At 69.8% G+C, this 17,097-nt stretch carries 12 protein-coding genes; 5 read left to right on the top strand and 7 right to left on the bottom strand.

The window, feature by feature from the left end; translation table 11 throughout:
- Nucleotides 1–256: 256 nt before the first annotated feature.
- Entirely contained in the window at nt 257–1,576 is a 1,320-nt protein-coding gene (locus OGH68_RS06970) for an enolase C-terminal domain-like protein (protein ID WP_264242443.1), read from the top strand.
- Nucleotides 1,573–2,349: an SDR family NAD(P)-dependent oxidoreductase gene (locus tag OGH68_RS06965; protein ID WP_264242442.1), complete on the top strand. Its 777-nt coding sequence runs from the start codon at nt 1,573–1,575 to the stop codon at nt 2,347–2,349. The genes OGH68_RS06970 and OGH68_RS06965 overlap by 4 nt, the downstream gene beginning before the upstream one ends.
- Before the next feature lie 273 nt (nt 2,350–2,622).
- On the opposite strand, the gene OGH68_RS06960 is transcribed toward OGH68_RS06965, so the two are convergent.
- From OGH68_RS06960 to OGH68_RS06940, 5 genes are all read right to left on the bottom strand, one after another.
- On the bottom strand, nt 2,623–3,294 hold the full coding sequence (locus OGH68_RS06960; RefSeq protein ID WP_264242441.1) for a FadR/GntR family transcriptional regulator: 672 nt from the start codon (nt 3,292–3,294) through the stop codon (nt 2,623–2,625).
- A gap of 145 nt (nt 3,295–3,439) precedes the next feature.
- A complete protein-coding gene (locus OGH68_RS06955; RefSeq protein ID WP_264242440.1) occupies nt 3,440–5,065 on the bottom strand; it encodes a glycerol-3-phosphate dehydrogenase/oxidase in 1,626 nt (541 codons plus the stop codon).
- A gap of 12 nt (nt 5,066–5,077) precedes the next feature.
- Complete coding sequence (gene glpK / locus OGH68_RS06950; RefSeq protein WP_264242439.1) at nt 5,078–6,604, bottom strand: glycerol kinase GlpK; 1,527 nt, start codon at nt 6,602–6,604, stop codon at nt 5,078–5,080.
- 53 nt (nt 6,605–6,657) lie between these two features.
- Complete coding sequence (locus OGH68_RS06945; RefSeq protein ID WP_264242438.1) at nt 6,658–7,452, bottom strand: MIP/aquaporin family protein; 795 nt, start codon at nt 7,450–7,452, stop codon at nt 6,658–6,660.
- Between the two features lie 234 nt (nt 7,453–7,686).
- Nucleotides 7,687–8,451: an IclR family transcriptional regulator gene (locus OGH68_RS06940; RefSeq protein WP_264242437.1), complete on the bottom strand. Its 765-nt coding sequence runs from the start codon at nt 8,449–8,451 to the stop codon at nt 7,687–7,689.
- A 238-nt stretch (nt 8,452–8,689) separates the two neighbouring features.
- Between OGH68_RS06940 and metH the strand changes: the two genes are divergently transcribed.
- The 3 genes from metH to OGH68_RS06925 all read left to right on the top strand — a co-directional run bounded on the left by metH (nt 8,690) and on the right by OGH68_RS06925 (nt 15,124).
- Nucleotides 8,690–12,202 carry a methionine synthase gene (metH, locus tag OGH68_RS06935; protein WP_264242436.1) on the top strand — a complete coding sequence of 1,171 codons (3,513 nt, stop codon included), beginning with the start codon at nt 8,690–8,692 and terminating at the stop codon, nt 12,200–12,202.
- Nucleotides 12,203–12,311: 109 nt separating this feature from the next.
- Nucleotides 12,312–13,013 carry an HAD family hydrolase gene (locus tag OGH68_RS06930; RefSeq protein WP_264242435.1) on the top strand — a complete coding sequence of 234 codons (702 nt, stop codon included), beginning with the start codon at nt 12,312–12,314 and terminating at the stop codon, nt 13,011–13,013.
- Nucleotides 13,014–13,522: 509 nt separating this feature from the next.
- Nucleotides 13,523–15,124 carry an ABC transporter substrate-binding protein gene (locus tag OGH68_RS06925; RefSeq protein WP_264242434.1) on the top strand — a complete coding sequence of 534 codons (1,602 nt, stop codon included), beginning with the start codon at nt 13,523–13,525 and terminating at the stop codon, nt 15,122–15,124.
- 213 nt (nt 15,125–15,337) lie between these two features.
- Here the strand turns inward: OGH68_RS06925 and OGH68_RS06920 are convergent, their stop codons facing one another.
- Both OGH68_RS06920 and OGH68_RS06915 read right to left on the bottom strand, forming a co-directional pair.
- Complete coding sequence (locus OGH68_RS06920) at nt 15,338–16,009, bottom strand: response regulator (RefSeq protein WP_264242433.1); 672 nt, start codon at nt 16,007–16,009, stop codon at nt 15,338–15,340.
- A gap of 13 nt (nt 16,010–16,022) precedes the next feature.
- On the bottom strand, nt 16,023–16,862 hold the full coding sequence (locus OGH68_RS06915) for a RecB family exonuclease (protein WP_264249946.1): 840 nt from the start codon (nt 16,860–16,862) through the stop codon (nt 16,023–16,025).
- Between the last annotated feature and the right edge of the window lie 235 nt (nt 16,863–17,097).

Raw genomic sequence — 17,097 nt, 5'->3', positions numbered from 1 at the left:
CCAGTGCCTCCTTCCGAAGTTCCCTTGTCCACGCCCCAACCTTACGGCTTTCCCCGTCTCCCGCCGCAGCCCCCGTGCACGGCCGGGTGAACTCCGCCGCGGTCGGTCAAACATAGGAGCGAGGGCGTGCACACCCCATAATTCATCCGAGCTGTGTGCGCCGGATTCGGCGAATCCCTGGACCTGTGCGGCTCTGCGGCGCTATACATCGGATGTCCATCCAGAGGTCCGATGTTCATCGTCACCGGGAGCGCGCATGGGTCAGACCATCGAGGGGCTCGAGGTCCACGACATCCGCTTCCCCACGTCAGAACAGCTCGACGGCTCCGACGCCATGAACCCGGACCCGGACTACTCCGCCGCCTACCTGGTGCTGCGCACCGGCGACGGGAGCGAGGGCCACGGCTTCTGCTTCACCATCGGCCGCGGCAACGACGTCGTCGCCGTCGCCGTCGAGGCGCTGCGCCCCCATGTCGTCGGCCGGCCCGCCCCTTCCTGCGCCGCGGATCTGGCGGCACTCCACCACGACCTCACCCACGATTCCCAACTCCGCTGGCTCGGCCCCGAGAAGGGCGTCGCCCACATGGCGGCCGGTGCCGTCGTCAACGCGGCGTGGGATCTGGCAGCCACCCGAGCGGGCCTGCCGGTATGGGAGTTCCTCGCCTCGATGAGCCCGGAGGAGCTCGTCCGCCTGGTCGACTTCCGGTATCTGACGGACGCGCTGACCAGGGACGAGGCCCTCGCCCTGCTGCGGGCCGCGGAACCGGGCAGGGCGGCACGGGCGGCGCTGCTGCGGGAGCACGGCTATCCCGCGTACACCACCTCCCCGGGCTGGCTGGGCTACTCCGACGAGAAGCTCGTCCGGCTGGCGAAGGAGGCCGTCGCCGCCGGCTTCGGCCAGATCAAACTGAAGGTCGGCCTCGACATGGAGGACGACGTCCGGCGGATGAAGCTCGCCAGGGCGGCCGTCGGCCCCTCCGTACGCATCGCGGTGGACGCCAACCAGCGCTGGGACGTCGCCGACGCGGTGCGCTGGATGACCGCACTCGCCCCCTACGAGCCGTACTGGATCGAGGAGCCCACCAGCCCCGACGACATACTCGGCCACGCCGCCGTACGGGCCGGCCAGCCCGTCAGGGTCGCCACCGGCGAACATGTCGCCAACCGCGTCGTCTTCAAGCAGCTGCTCCAGGCGCGGGCCGTCGACTTCGTCCAGATCGACGCCGCACGGGTCGCCGGGGTCAACGAGAACGTCGCGATCCTGCTGCTGGCGGCCAAGTACGGCGTGCCCGTCTGCCCGCACGCCGGCGGGGTCGGACTGTGCGAACTGGTCCAGCACCTCGCCATGTTCGACTTCGTCGCCGTGTCCGGCAGCTGGGAGGACCGCGTCATCGAGTACGTGGACCATCTCCACGAGCACTTCGCCGACCCGGCCGTGGTCGTCGGCGGCCGCTACGCCGCACCCCGGGCGCCCGGCTTCTCGGCCCGGATGCTCCCCGGCTCCGTCGCGACCCACAGTTACCCGGACGGGCCCGTCTGGCAGGCCCGCCGCACGGCACCGGAGGACGACCGGTGACCGGTACGCAGGACTTCGCGGGCATGGCCGCCCTCGTCACGGGCGGGGCCTCCGGCATCGGCGCAGCCGTCGCCGCGCTGCTGCGGGCACGCGGCGCGCGCGTCGCCGTACTGGACCGCGACACCGGCGGTGCCCCCGAGGGGACGCTCGCCCTCGAGGCCGACGTCACGGACGACGTCTCGGTACGCACGGCGGTGGCCGCTGCGGTCGCCGAGTTCGGGGCGCTGCACACCGTCGTCTCCAACGCCGGTGTCGGCGCGACCGGGACCGTCGCGGACAACGGTGACGACGAATGGCGGCGCGTCCTCGACGTCAACGTGATCGGCATGGTCAGGATCGCCCGCCACGCCCTGCCGCATCTGCGGCGCGCGGCCGCGGCCCGGCCCGGGGCGGTCTCCGTCACCCACACCTGCTCCGTCGCCGCCACCGCCGGGATCCCGCAGCGCGCCCTCTACAGCGCGAGCAAGGGCGCGGTCCTCTCGCTCACGCTCGCGATGGCCGCCGACCATGTGCGCGAGGGCATCCGGGTCAACTGCGTCAACCCCGGCACCGCGGACACCCCGTGGGTCACCCGCCTGCTGGAACGCGCCGAGGACCCCGCCGCCGAACGCGCCGCGCTGGAGGCCCGTCAGCCGACCGGACGGCTCGTCACGGCCGACGAGGTGGCGGCGGCTGTGGCGTACCTCGCGAGCCCGGCGGCCGCGGCCGTGACGGGGACGGCGCTCGCCGTGGACGGAGGCATGCAGGGACTGCGCCTCCGCCCACCGCGGTAGCCGCGGCCCGTCCCCTCCCCGCCCCTTCCCGAAACCGGGGCGGGCCCCGGACCCCGTACCGCGCTTCGCGCGGTGCCCTCAATCGCCGGGGGGCTGGATTCCGCCCCGCGAAATCAGCCTCGCTGGGGGTACGCCCCTTACGCCTGGCGGCGTGGGAGGTGCCCCCGCCCACGGCCGCCAGGCCGTAGGGGGAGTTTGAGGCGCGGGGGTCCGGGGGCAGCGCCCCCGGTTTCGGGAAGGGGCGGGGAGGGGAGAACACGCCCGCCGCAGGCGTCAGAGCGTCGCCCGCAGCCACTGCTCCACGCTCGCGACATGCACCGTCGCCCACGACCGCGCCGCCTCCCCGTCCCCGTCCCGCAGCGCCGCCAGGATCGCCCGGTGTTCACGGAGCGTGCGGCTCACCGCGTCCTCCTGGGTGAGGCCGCGCCAGACGCGGGCGCGTGTCGTCGGCCCCGACAGCCCGTCGAGCAGGGAGCACAGCACCGAGTTCCCCGAGGCACGCACGATGCCCCGGTGGAAGTCCAGGTCCGCCGCCACCAGTTCCTCGACCGACGGTTCCGGACCGAGCGCGTCCAACTCGGCGCTCAGCGCGTCGAGTTCGGTACCGGAGATCCGGCTCGCCGCCATCTCCGTGGCCGCCGGTTCCAGGATGCGGCGTACCGCGAGGAACTCCAGCACCGTGTCGTCGCGGTGGAAGTCGACGACGAAGCTCAGGGCCTCCAGCAGCAACTGCGGGTCCAGGCTGGTCACATACGTGCCGTCGCCCTGCCGTACGTCGAGGATGCGGATGAGGGTCAGGGCGCGCACCGCCTCGCGCAGCGAGTTGCGGGACAGGCCCAGCTCGGCCGCGAGCTCGCTCTCCCTGGGCAGCCGGTCGCCGGGACGCAGGGCGCCGGAGACGATCATCGACTTGATCTTCTCGATGGCCTCGTCGGTCACGGCCATGACGTCGCCCCCTCGTGCATCACTGCCCGGACATCGGATGTCTGGCAGGCTCCGAGACTACAACGAGGGCGGCTCCCGGGGAGCCGCCCTCGTCACGCCGACCGGATCAACGCCGTCGAGCCGTCGGACCATCATGCGCCACGCGTCAGCGCGACCCCAGCACGTCCTCGACCCGGCTGCGGATCTCGTCCGTCGCGAGCCCCCGGATCGTCAGCGTCGTGCGGCGGCGCAGCACGTCGTCCGCCGTCTCGGCCCACTCGTTGTCGCGGGCGTACACGACCTGCGCCCAGATCTCCGGCGCGTCGGGGTGGATGCGCTCGGCGAGCGCCGGGTCCTCGTTCGCCAGGCGGACGATGTCGAACGACAGCGAGCCGTAGTGGGTGGCGAGGTGCCGGGCCGTGTCGGCCGCCATCCGCGGGCCCGGGGTACCGCCGTCCACCAGCAGCCGGTGCGCGACCGCGTTCGGGTTGGCGATGCCGGGCAGCGGCAGCTTCTTCGGCAGGTGCGCGAGGGGCTCCATGTCCTCGGCGAGCGGACGCCCCGGCAGGGCCGCCAGCTTGTTCATCACCGTACGGCCGATGTGGCGGAACGTGGTCCACTTGCCGCCGGCCACCGACAGCATCCCGCCGGGGCCCTCCGTGACGACCGTCTCGCGCTTGGCCTTGGAGGTGTCCCCGGGGCCGCCCGGCAGGACGCGCAGACCCGCGAAGGAGTACGTGATCAGGTCCCGCGACAGTTGCTGGTCGCGGACCGAGAACGCGGCCTCGTCCAGGATCTGGGTGATGTCCTTGTCGTTGACGGCGACGTCCGCCGGGTCGCCCTCGTACTCCTCGTCGGTCGTGCCGAGCAGCAGCATGTCCTCCCAGGGGAGGGCGAACGTGATGCGGTACTTGTCGATCGGAGTGGCGAGCGCGGCCTTCCACGGGGCGGTGCGCCTGAGCACCAGGTGCGCGCCCTTGGAGAGGCGGATGGAGGGGGCCGCGGCCGGATCCTCCATGCGGCGCAGGTGGTCGACCCACGGGCCGGTGGCGTTGAGCACGAGGCGCGCGGTGACACCGAACTCGGTGCCGTCGGTGCGGTCCCGCAGCTCCGCGCCGGTGACCCGGCCCTTGGTGAAGCGCAGCCCGGTGACCTCGGCGTGGTTGAGGACGGTGGCGCCCGACTCGGCGGCGGCGCGGACCGTCATCAGCGCCATACGCGAGTCGTTCATCTGGTCGTCGCCGTAGACGGCGACGGCCTTGAGGTTCTCGGTGCGCAGCTCCGGCACGTCGCGCTGCGCCTTCGCCGCCGATATGACGTGGCCGACGCCGTCACCGAAGGCGGACAGCGCCGAGTAGGCGAAGACACCCGCGCCGAGCTTGGCCGCTCCGTGCGGGCCGCCCTTGTAGACGGGCAGGTAGAACTTGAGAGGGTTGGCCAGGTGGGGAGCGACCTGGCGGGAGACCGCGCGCCGCTCGAAGTGGTTCTCCGCCACCAGCTTCACCGCGCCGGTCTGCAGGTAGCGCAGTCCGCCGTGGAGGAGCTTGGAGGAGGCGGAGGAGGTGGCACCGGCGAAGTCGCCGGCGTCCACCAGGGCCACCCGCAGCCCGGACTGCGCCGCATGCCAGGCGGTGGAGATGCCCAGGATGCCGCCGCCGATCACCAGGAGGTCGTACGTCGCCTTGGAGAGCTGCTCCCGAGTTTCGGCGCGGCCCGCTGCTTTGAGGGAAGACACAGCCGAGCCGGAGGCCGGGTGCGCCCCGGGGGAGGGGACGCTCTGCAGGGTGGTCATTCTTGCTCCTCGTCAGTTTTCCTCGTCGAGCCAGCCCATGGTCCGCTCCACGGCCTTGAGCCAGCTCTTGTACTCAGCGTCACGCTTGTCAGCGTCCATGCGGGGGGTCCACTCGGCGGCCCTGCGCCAGTTGGCGCGCAGAGCGTCGGTGTCCGGCCAGAAGCCGACGGCCAGGCCGGCGGCGTAGGCGGCGCCGAGGCAGGTCGTCTCGGCGACCATCGGGCGCACCACGGGGGCGTCCAGGAAGTCCGAGAGGGTCTGCATCAGCAGGTTGTTGGAGGTCATGCCGCCGTCGACCTTGAGCGCGGTCAGTTCGACGCCGGAGTCCTTGGTCATGGCGTCGGTGATCTCGCGGGTCTGCCAGGCGGTGGCCTCGAGAACGGCGCGCGCGATGTGCGCCTTGGTGACGTACCGGGTGAGACCGGCGATCACACCGCGGGCGTCGGAGCGCCAGTACGGGGCGAACAGGCCGGAGAAGGCCGGGACGAAGTAGGCGCCGCCGTTGTCCTCGACCGAGGAGGCGAGAGTCTCGATCTCGGCGGCCGAGTTGATCAGGCCCATCTGGTCGCGCATCCACTGGACCAGCGAACCGGTGACGGCGATCGAACCCTCGAGCGCGTACACCGCCTTCTGGTCGCCGATGCGGTAGCCCACGGTGGTCAGCAGACCGTTGTAGGAGTTGACGGGCTCGTCACCGGTGTTCATCAGCATGAAGGTGCCGGTGCCGTACGTGGACTTGGCCTCGCCCTTCGAGTAGCAGGTCTGGCCGAACAGGGCCGCCTGCTGGTCGCCGAGCGCGGAGGCCACCGGGATGCCGTCCAGCACGCCGCCCTTGGCGAGTCCGTAGACCTCGGCGGAGGACCGGATCTCCGGCAGGATCGCCGCCGGGACCTCCATGGACTGGAGGATCTTGTCGTCCCACTCCATGGTGTGCAGGTTCATCAGCATGGTGCGGGAGGCGTTGGTGACGTCGGTGACGTGGACGCCGCCGTCGACTCCGCCGGTCAGGTTCCAGATGACCCAGGAGTCCATGGTGCCGAAGAGGATCTCGCCGCGTTCGGCGCGCTCCCGCAGGCCCTCGACGTTGTCGAGCAGCCAGCGGGCCTTCGGCCCGGCGAAGTAGGAGGCCAGCGGCAGGCCGGTCTCGCGGCGGAAGCGGTCCTGGCCGACGTTGCGCCCGAGTTCCTTGCACAGGGCGTCGGTGCGGGTGTCCTGCCAGACGATGGCGTTGTGGACGGGCTCACCGGTGTTCTTGTCCCACAGCAGCGTCGTCTCGCGCTGGTTGGTGATGCCGATGGCCTTGACGTCGGCGGAGGTGATGCCGGCCTTCTCGATGGCTCCGGCGACGACCTCCTGGACGTTGGTCCAGATCTCGGCGGCGTTGTGCTCCACCCAGCCCGGCTTCGGGAAGATCTGCTCGTGCTCCTTCTGGTCGACGGAGACGATCCGGCCGTCCTTGTCGAAGACGATGCAGCGGCTGGAGGTGGTGCCCTGGTCGATGGCCGCGATGAACGGGCCGGTGGTGTGTGCGTCGGTCACGGTCTGCTCCTGCTCGGGTCTCGTTGAATTACGGCTCGTGCTGCTGATACGGCTCAGGCGAACGCGACGTTGTAGATACCCGCTGCGACGGCCGCACCGATCAGCGGGCCGGCGATCGGGATCCAGGCGTAACTCCAGTCGGAGCCGCCCTTGTTCGGCAGCGGGAGCAGGGCGTGCACGATGCGCGGACCGAGGTCGCGGGCGGGGTTGATGGCGTAGCCGGTCGGACCGCCGAGCGAGAGACCGATGGAGACGACGACGAGGGCGACCATCAGTCCGCCGAGCGGTCCGAGGCCCTTGCCGCTCTCGTTGAGTCCCTGCGTGAGCACCGCGAGGACCAGAACCGTCGTGCCGATGATCTCGGTGGCGAGGTTCTGCCAGACGTTGCGGATCTCCGGGCCGGTGGAGAACACACCGAGCACCGGGCCGGCCTTGGTCGCGGCCTCGTCGTGCGGGCCCTCGATGGCCTTCTCGTCGATCGGTTCGCCGACCACCTCGGGGTCGGTGAGATGCGCCCGGAACTGGCCGTAGTAGGCGAGCCAGACCAGGGTCGCGCCGATCATGGCGCCGAGGATCTGGCCGGCGAGGTAGACGGGGACGTTGCCCCAGTCGTTGTCCTTGATCGCGATACCGACAGTGACGGCCGGGTTGATATGCGCGCCGGACAGGGTACCTGTCATGTATACGGCGGTCAGGACCGCGAAGCCCCACCCGAAGGTGATGGCCAGCCAGCCGGCGTTTTGCGCCTTCGAGCGCTTGAGCACGACGGCGGCGACGACGCCACCACCGAGCAGGATGAGAACGGCGGTACCGATGATCTCGCCGATGAAGATGTCGGAGTTGGACACCCGCGACTCCTTTGTCCTTCGTCCAGGGGGAAGGCGAACCCCGGGTCCCTCCGGTGGTCCGCGCCCTCAGCAGAGGGCGTTCTCCCGGCCTGGCGTTGCCACACTCTAGCGTGTATTGCCGTTAGCTGTTCGACAATGCCGACCGGTGAACGGCAGTTTTGTCCTCCGGTAAACGTGACGTCAAGGGTTGTGTCGGGCGAAAACCGGATCGTTACCGATGATGCGCCAGAGGGCTCAGAACCGCCCGGCGCCGAGGTCCCGCGACACCGCGCGGGCGCAGTCCCGCACCGCCGCCACCAGCTCGGAACGCAGCTCGCCGCCGTCGCAGATCCGCTCCACGGCCCCCGTGATGGCGATCGCGCCCACGGGCATGCGACGCCGGTCGTGGATCGGCGCGGCGACGGCGGCGACGCCGTGCCAGGTCTCCTCCACATCGGCGGCCCAGCCGCGCGCCCGGGCGTGGTCGAGCACCGACTCGAAGTCCTCGAGATCCGTCACCGTTCTGGGTGTGAAGGCCTTGCGGTCGACCTCGAGCGCCTCGGTGTGCGCCACCGGGTCGTACGCGGCGAGGACCTTGCCGAGGGCGGTCGAGTGCAGGGGGTGCATGGCCCCCACCTCGAGCACCTGGCGGCTGTCGTCGGGCCGGAAGACGTGGTGCACGATCAGCACGCCGTGCTGGTGCAGGACGCCGAGGTGGACGCTCTCGCCGCTGGAGCGGGCCAGGTCGTCGGTCCAGACCAGCGCACGCGCCCGCAGCTCGTGCACGTCCAGATAGCTGTTGCCGAGACGCAGGAGCTCGGCGCCCAGCTGGTAGCGGCCAGAAGCGGCGTCCTGCTCGACGAAACCCTCCGCCTGCAGGGTCCGCAGGATGCCATGAGCCGTACCCTTGGCCAGGTCGAGTGACGACGCGATGTCCGACAGGCCCAGTCGGCGTTCTCCGCCTGCGAGCAGTCGCAGCATGGCCGCCGCCCGCTCCAGTGACTGGATGTTCTTCGCCATCGGATCGGCCCTTCTCCAACACAGTTCGACAATGCTGAACACTATCGGTCGATGCCGACCTCGGTCACGGCGGACCGAGTATCTCGCGTCGAGGGCCGGTGGAAAAAGCGTGGAGTATCCACGTCCGCCCCGTGGGACACCTGGCCCCTGTGGGGGCCTGCCCGGCTACTCTGGCGGGGTGCGGCCTCCACCGAAGGTCGCAAAGCCGACAGCCGTCGCACCTCAGGGAGCTGCATCCATGGCCTCGTTGCCGACCCCCGCCGCTGACAGCCGGACCCGTATCGAAGCACTGCGCGAAGCACTCGCCACCCGGGTGGTGGTCGCCGACGGCGCGATGGGCACGATGCTCCAGGCCCAGGATCCGACGCTCGAGGACTTCCAGAATCTCGAGGGCTGCAACGAGGTCCTCAACGTCACCCGCCCCGACATCGTGCGCTCCGTGCACTCCGCCTACCTCGAGGTGGGCGTCGACTGCGTGGAGACGAACACGTTCGGCGCAAACCACTCCGCGATGGGCGAGTACGACATCCCCGAGCGGGTGTACGAGCTGTCCGAGTCCGGCGCGCGGATCGCCCGCGAGGTTGCCGACGAGTTCACCGCGTCGAGCGGGCAGCAGCGCTGGGTCCTCGGCTCCATGGGCCCCGGCACCAAGCTCCCCACGCTCGGGCACGCCCCTTACACCGTGCTCAGGGACGGCTTCCAGCAGAACGCCGAGGGGCTGATCGCCGGCGGCGCGGACGCGCTGCTGGTGGAGACGACGCAGGACCTGCTCCAGACGAAGGCCGCGATCCTGGGCGCACGCCGCGCCATGGAGGCGATGGGCGCCGATCTTCCGCTGCTGTGCTCGCTCGCCTTCGAGACGACCGGCACGATGCTGCTCGGCTCCGAGATCGGGGCGGCGCTGACCGCGCTGGAGCCGCTCGGCGTCGACATGATCGGCCTGAACTGCTCCACCGGCCCCGCCGAGATGAGCGAACACCTGCGCTATCTCACGCGCCACTCCCGTATCCCGCTGCTGTGCATGCCCAACGCGGGTCTGCCGGTCCTCACCAGGGACGGCGCGCACTTCCCCCTCGGCCCCGAAGGGCTGGCCGACGCCCAGGAACAGTTCGTGACCGACTACGGCCTCTCCCTGGTGGGCGGCTGCTGCGGTACGACCCCGGAACATCTGCGTCAGCTCGTCGAGCGGGTGCGCGGTGTCGAGCCGTCGGCGCGGGATCCGCGTCCGGAGCCCGGGGCGGCCTCGCTCTACCAGACGGTGCCGTTCCGTCAGGACACCGCCTACATGGCGATCGGCGAGCGGACGAACGCGAACGGGTCGAAGAAGTTCCGCGAGGCGATGCTGGAGGGCCGCTGGGACGACTGTGTGGAGATGGCCCGCGACCAGATCCGCGAGGGCGCCCACATGCTCGACCTGTGTGTCGACTACGTCGGGCGCGACGGTGTTGCGGACATGGAGGAGCTGGCCGGCCGCTTCGCGACCGCTTCGACGTTGCCGATCGTGCTCGACTCGACCGAGGTGGAGGTGATCCGGGCGGGGTTGGAGAAGCTGGGTGGCCGTGCGGTCATCAACTCGGTGAACTACGAGGACGGTGACGGGCCCGAGTCGCGTTTCGCGAAGGTGACGCGGCTGGCGAAGGAGCACGGTGCGGCGCTGATCGCGTTGACGATCGACGAGGAGGGCCAGGCGCGGTCGGCCGAGCACAAGGTGGCGATCGCCGAGCGGATCATCGCGGATCTGACGGGTGAGTGGGGCATTCACGAGTCGGACATCCTCATCGACACGCTGACGTTCACGATCTGCACGGGGCAGGAGGAGTCCCGTAAGGACGGTGTCAACACGATCGAGGCGATCCGGGAGCTGAAGCGCCGTCACCCCGAGGTGCAGACGACGCTGGGCCTGTCGAACATTTCCTTCGGTCTGAACCCGGCCGCGCGGATTCTGCTGAACTCGGTCTTCCTGGACGAGTGTGTGAAGGCGGGTCTGGATTCGGCGATCGTGCACGCGTCGAAGATTCTGCCGATCGCCAGGTTCGACGAGGAGCAGGTCACCACGGCGCTGGATCTGATCTACGACCGTCGGCGTGAGGGTTATGACCCGCTGCAGAAGCTGATGGAGCTGTTCGAGGGTGCCACGACGAAGTCGTTGAAGGCGGGCAAGGCGGAGGAGCTCGCGGCGTTGCCGCTGGACGAGCGGCTGCAGCGGCGGATCATCGACGGGGAGAAGAACGGTCTGGAAGCGGATCTGGACGAGGCGCTCCAGTCCCGGCCGGCGCTGGACATCGTCAACGACACGCTGCTGGAGGGCATGAAGGTCGTCGGTGAGCTGTTCGGTTCGGGGCAGATGCAGCTGCCGTTCGTGCTGCAGTCGGCCGAGGTGATGAAGAACGCGGTGGCGCACCTGGAGCCGCACATGGAGAAGTCGGACGCGGAGGGCAAGGGCACGATCGTGCTGGCCACGGTCCGGGGTGATGTCCATGACATCGGCAAGAACCTGGTCGACATCATTTTGTCCAACAACGGCTACAACGTGGTCAACCTGGGGATCAAGCAGCCCGTCTCCGCGATCCTGGAGGCGGCTCAGGAGCACCGGGCCGATGTGATCGGTATGTCGGGTCTGCTGGTGAAGTCCACGGTGATCATGAAGGAGAACCTGGAGGAGCTCAACCAGCGCAAGATGGCCGCCGACTACCCGGTCATCCTGGGCGGTGCGGCGCTGACGCGTGCCTATGTCGAGCAGGACCTGCACGAGCTGTACGAGGGTGAGGTCCGCTACGCGCGGGACGCGTTCGAGGGGCTGCGTCTGATGGACGCGCTGATCGGGGTCAAGCGCGGTGTCCCGGGTGCGGTGCTGCCGGAGCTGAAGCAGCGCAGGGTCAGGGCGGCGGCGGGCACGGTGGTGGAGGAGCGGCCCGAGGAGGGCGCGGCCCGCTCGGACGTGGCGATCGACAACCCGGTGCCCACCCCGCCGTTCTGGGGCACCCGGGTCGCCAAGGGCATCCCGCTGAAGGACTACGCCTCCTGGCTCGACGAGGGCGCCCTGTTCAAGGGGCAGTGGGGGCTCAAGCAGTCCCGTGCCGGTGACGGGCCCTCCTACGAGGAGTTGGTGGAGAGCGAGGGCCGGCCGCGGCTGCGCGGTCTGCTGGACCGGCTGCAGACCGACAACCTCCTGGAAGCCGCCGTCGTCCACGGCTACTTCCCCTGCGTGTCCAAGGGCGACGACCTGATCATCCTCGGCGACGACGGCGCGGAACGCACCCGCTTCACCTTCCCCCGCCAGCGCCGCGGGCGTCGGCTGTGCCTGGCCGACTTCTTCCGCCCCGAGGAATCCGGCGAGACCGACGTGGTCGGACTCCAGGTCGTCACCGTCGGATCACGGATCGGCGAGGAGACCGCCAAACTCTTCGAGGCCAACGCCTACCGCGAGTACCTCGAACTCCACGGCCTGTCCGTCCAGCTCGCCGAAGCCCTCGCCGAGTACTGGCACGCCCGCGTCCGCGCCGAACTCGGCTTCGGCGGAGAGGACCCGGCCCAGGTGGAGGACATGTTCGCACTGAAGTACCGCGGCGCACGGTTCTCGCTCGGCTACGGCGCGTGCCCGGACCTCGAGGACCGCGCGAAGATCGCGGAGCTGCTCGAGCCGGAGCGGATCGGCGTCAAGCTCTCGGAGGAGTTCCAGCTCCACCCCGAGCAGTCCACCGACGCCATCGTGATTCACCACCCCGAGGCGAAGTATTTCAACGCGCGCTGATCGGGCGAGTCGTACACTGGTCGGTCCAGTGCAGGCCGGTCGCCTGTCCCCGCGGGAAAGCCGCTGGGGCGAGGTGGCCGGCCTTCTCGTCCCTCCCGGAGGTGTGCCTATGACCAGCACGGTCCCCGCGTCGCTGACCCGTTCGGCGGAAGCGGCCGCACTGCAGGCCGTATTTCTCGACATGGACGGCACTCTCGTCGACACCGAGGGATTCTGGTGGGACGCGGAGGTGGAGGTCTTCGCCGACCTCGGTCACCGGCTGGACGAGAAATGGCGGGACGTGGTGGTCGGCGGCCCCATGACCCGCAGCGCCGGCTATCTCATCGAGGCCACCGGCGCCGACATCACCCTCCCGGAACTGACCGTGCTGCTCAACGACAAGTTCGAGGAGCGGATCGGCCGCGGCGTGCCCCTGATGCCGGGCGCCGAGAGGCTGCTCACCGAACTGGCCAGGCACAATGTGCCCACCGCGCTGGTCTCCGCCTCGCACCGGCGGATCATCGACCGCGTCCTCGACTCCCTCGGCCGCCGGCACTTCGCCCTCTCGGTCGCCGGTGACGAGGTGCCGCGCACCAAGCCGCACCCCGATCCCTATCTGCTCGCGGCCCAGGGGGTCGGCGCGGACCCGGCGAGATGCGCCGTCGTGGAGGACACAGCGACCGGTGTGGCTGCCGCGGAGGCCGCGGGCTGCCGTGTGGTCGCCGTCCCGTCGGTGGCGCCGATCCAGCCGTCCGACGGACGGGTGGTCGTATCGTCCCTTGAAGAAGTCGACCTTGTTTTCCTGCGGACGCTGATCAGCGCCAGGCACTGATACGTGTACGTTCCGTGTTTCTCGAATGCGGAATGAACTCAGGGCAGCGGTGCATGCCTTTTCCGTGACCGGCGGAGCGATTGCCGAGCCGTTCGCTTTTTTGTTCGCAGGGTGACCTTCGTCACCGTGTGTGCTGCCGTTGTCCTGGGTGATTTGCGCCTGACATCCCGTTCGGGCGGATGTCGGGCCGGGTTATGTGTCCCGTTTGATGGGCAAGTCGGCCGATCCTGCATGGCAGCGCCATCCACTCACAGGTATTGATGATCACTCAGTGAATACGGCTCAACTCGGGCTCGTTCACGCTTTGCTGGCGTCGCCGACTAATCTCGTCGCCGAGAGCTTCGCTGCATCACCGTGGTGTCCCTGTCGGCCACCCAGCCGTCGGAAACACAGGACCGATCGTCTGTATCCCCGGCCCGATCGCACCGCCCAGACCGGGCGGAGGCGGCGGAGTGTCTTGAACACATCGCTGTACCACAGTGCCGGATGGATGAGGGAGAACGTCCAGGATGAACCGTAAGACTTTGGTGCTGCCGGCCGTGGTCGGCCTGCTCGCGCCCGTGCTCGTCGCCTGCGGCAGCACGGACGGCGGGTCCGGCGGCGGTGATGCCATAGTCGTGGGCACCACGGACCAGTTCGTCGCCGGTGAGGACGCCCCGGCACCCCTGGACCCGGCCTACGCCTACGACACCGGCGCCTGGAACGTCCTGCGGCAGACCCTGCAGACGCTGATGCACACCCCCCGCGGCGGCGGCGAGCCCGTCCCGGACGCGGCGGAGTCCTGCATCTTCACCGACACCGTGAGCGAGAGTTACCGCTGCAAGCTGCGCAGCGGCCTCCAGTTCGCCGACGGCACCCCGGTGACCGCGGAGGACGTCAAGTTCTCCATCGAGCGTGTCCTGGAGATCGACGCCGACAACGGCACCGCCGCCCTGCTCTCGAACATCGACACCATCGAGACCAAGGGCGACAACGAGATCATCTTCCATCTCGCCACGCCCGACGCCACCTTCCCGTACAAGCTCTCGACGCCGGCCGCCGGCATCGTCAGCAAGGAGAAGTACGACGGGAAGAAGCTGCGCGAGGGCTTCCAGGTCGACGGCTCCGGCCCGTACACGATGAAGACCGAGACCGACGGCGACAGGATCTCCAAGGTCGTCTTCACCAAGAACCCGAAGTACAAGGGCGACCTGAAGCTCAAGAACGACAAGGTCGTCCTGCGCTCGTTCCCCGACGCCGACTCGATGGGCAGGGCCCTGGACTCCGGCGACATCGATCTGATGACCCGTGCCATGTCGCCGGAGCAGATCCGGGACATGCTGGAGAACCCCAAGGACGGCGTCAAGCTCACCGAGATGCCCGGCCTGGAGATCCGCTACCTCGCCTTCGACACCAGCGACCCGGTGGTGAAGGACAAGGCGGTCCGGCAGGCCATGGCGTCGCTCGTCGACCGCGGCCAGATCGCCGGCGAGGTGTACGGCGCCACCGCCGAGCCGCTCTACTCCCTCATCCCGAAGAGCATCTCCGCGCACACCAACTCGTTCTTCAACAAGTACGGCGAGCCCAGCCGCAAGGAGGCCGCCGCTCTGCTGAGCGAGGCCGGCATCGACACCCCGGTCAAGCTGACGCTGCACTACACCACCGACCATTATGGCGAGGGAACGGCCAAGGAGTTCGAGGCGCTCCGCGACCAGCTGAACGCCAGCGAGCTCTTCGACGTCAGGATCCAGGGCACCGAGTGGTCCAAGTTCCGGCCCGCACAGAAGCGCGGCGACTACGCCGTCTACGGACTCGGCTGGTTCCCCGACTTCCCGGACCCGGACAACTACACCGCGCCGTTCCTCGGCGAGGGCAACTTCCTCAACTCGCCCTACGTGAGCGACAAGGCCCGTGCGCTCATCCCGCAGTCGCGGCGTGAGGTCGACCGCACGGCGGCCGCCCCGGCCTTCAAGCAGATCCAGGAGATCGTGGCCAAGGACGTCCCCGTGCTGCCGTTGTGGCAGGGCAAGCAGTACGTCGCGGCGCGCGACGACATCACCGGCGTCGAGTGGGTGCTGAACTCCAGCTCCGACCTGCAGCTGTGGGAGCTGTCCAAGGGCGGCACCGCCTGATCGGGCGGCCTGACGGACACCGACGGCCGGCCCCCGGCAGCTGCTCGAAGCGGCTGCCGGAGGCCGGCCGGTTTGGGCAGCAGGACACGGGCGGCGCCCGCCGGCGGCTCCACCGGGCCTGCTCCGCCCGTCCGTTGAGCGTCCGGTGCAGGTGCCGGGGAGCTCGGGCCGGTGCCGGCGCGCGCGCCTCGTCCGTTGAGCGTCCGGCGCCGGCTACTGCGCGCCGGGGCGCACGAGACCGCTCTCGTACGCGTACACCGCTGCCTGGACCCGGTCGCGGAGACTGAGCTTCGTCAGCACATGGCCGACGTGCGTCTTGACGGTCGTCTCGCTGACGAAGAGGTCCGCCGCGATCTCCGCGTTGGACAGTCCGCGGGCGACCAGCTTGAGCACCTCCACCTCACGGTCCGTCAGCGTGTGCAGCGTGTCCGGGACCGGCTCCTCGCCGGACGGCAGGTGATCGGCGTACTTGTCGAGCAGTCTGCGGGTGATGCTCGGCGCCAGCATGGCCTCGCCCGCGGCGACCACCCGGATCGCCTGGACCAGCTCGCCGGCGGGCGCGTCCTTCAGCAGGAAGCCGCTCGCGCCGGCCCGCAACGCCTCTACGACGTACTCGTCCAGATCGAAGGTCGTCAGGACCAGGACCTTCGCCGGGCCGTCCCGGTCGGGTCCGGTGATCTGCCGGGTCGCCTCCACACCGTCCATCCGGGGCATCCGGATGTCCATCAGCACCACGTCGGGCTGGAGCGCCCGCACCTGGTCGAGGGCCTGGAGGCCGTCCCCGGCCTCGCCGACCACCGCGATGTCCTGCTCGGCCTCGAGGATCATCCGGAAACCGGTGCGCAGCAGCGGTTGGTCGTCGACCAGTAGGACGCGGATAGCCACGGGTACTCCTTTTTTAGACCGGGCCCATTCTGCCCTGACCATCCTCCGCCGACGGGGGCGGGGAAACACTCAGCGGATAAACCGGGGGAGTGCCGCCGAATTCCGGACACACCGACTGGTGATCGCACCAGCCGCACAGCTTCGTCGGCCGCGGCCGCCAGTCACCCGTCTCCGTGGCCAGCCGGATCGCCTCCCACAGGGCCAGCAACTTGCGCTCCATGCGCTCCAGATCGGCCGGCACCGGGTCGTACGTCAGCACATCGCCGCTGCCCAGGTACACCAACTGCAGCCGGCGCGGCACCACCTGCTTCAGACGCCAGATCACCAGCGCGTAGAACTTCATCTGGAACAGCGCGCCCTCGCTGTACTCGGGACGCGGGGCCTTGCCCGTCTTGTAGTCGACGATCCGCACCTCGCCCGTCGGCGCGATGTCCACCCGGTCGATCACGCCGCGCAGCCGCAGCCCGGACTCCAGCTCGGTCTCGACGAACATCTCCCGCTCGGCCGGCTCGAGCCGCGTCGGGTCCTCCAGCGTGAACCACCGCTCCACCAGCTGCTCGGCCTCGCCGAGCCAGCGCGACAGCCGCTCCCCGCCGGCGTCCTCGGCGAAGAGCTCGCCCAGCTCGGGCCGCGACTGGAGCAGCCGGTCCCACTGGCCGGGAATCATCGCCTTGGCGCGTGGCGCCGTCCGGTCGGTGGCGGGATCGTCGAAGAGCCGCTCCAGCACCGCGTGCACCAGCGTCCCGCGCGTCGCCGCCTCGCTCGGCTTCTCAGGCAGTCTGTCGATCACCCGGAAGCGGTAGAGCAGCGGGCACTGCATGAAGTCGCTCGCGCGCGACGGCGAGAGCGACATGGGCCGCGCGACGCGGGCGGGTTCCTCCGCGGCGGCGGGTGCCGCGGCAGGCGTGCCGGCCTGCACGGGCACCTCCGCGGGCGCGGACTCCTCGGGGAGGGTCGTGTCCGTCCCCGAGGGGGTGACCGGTACCGGCGCTGCGCCGGGCGGAACCGGCACAAAGGGTCCGCCGGACACGACCGGATCCGCGGGCTGCTGGCTCGTACTCATGACGCAGACCCTACGGCCCGCCACC

Source organism: Streptomyces peucetius (assembly GCF_025854275.1).
In the GTDB taxonomy this organism is placed as follows: domain Bacteria; phylum Actinomycetota; class Actinomycetes; order Streptomycetales; family Streptomycetaceae; genus Streptomyces; species Streptomyces peucetius_A.
This window is presented reverse-complemented; position numbering and strand designations above follow the sequence as displayed.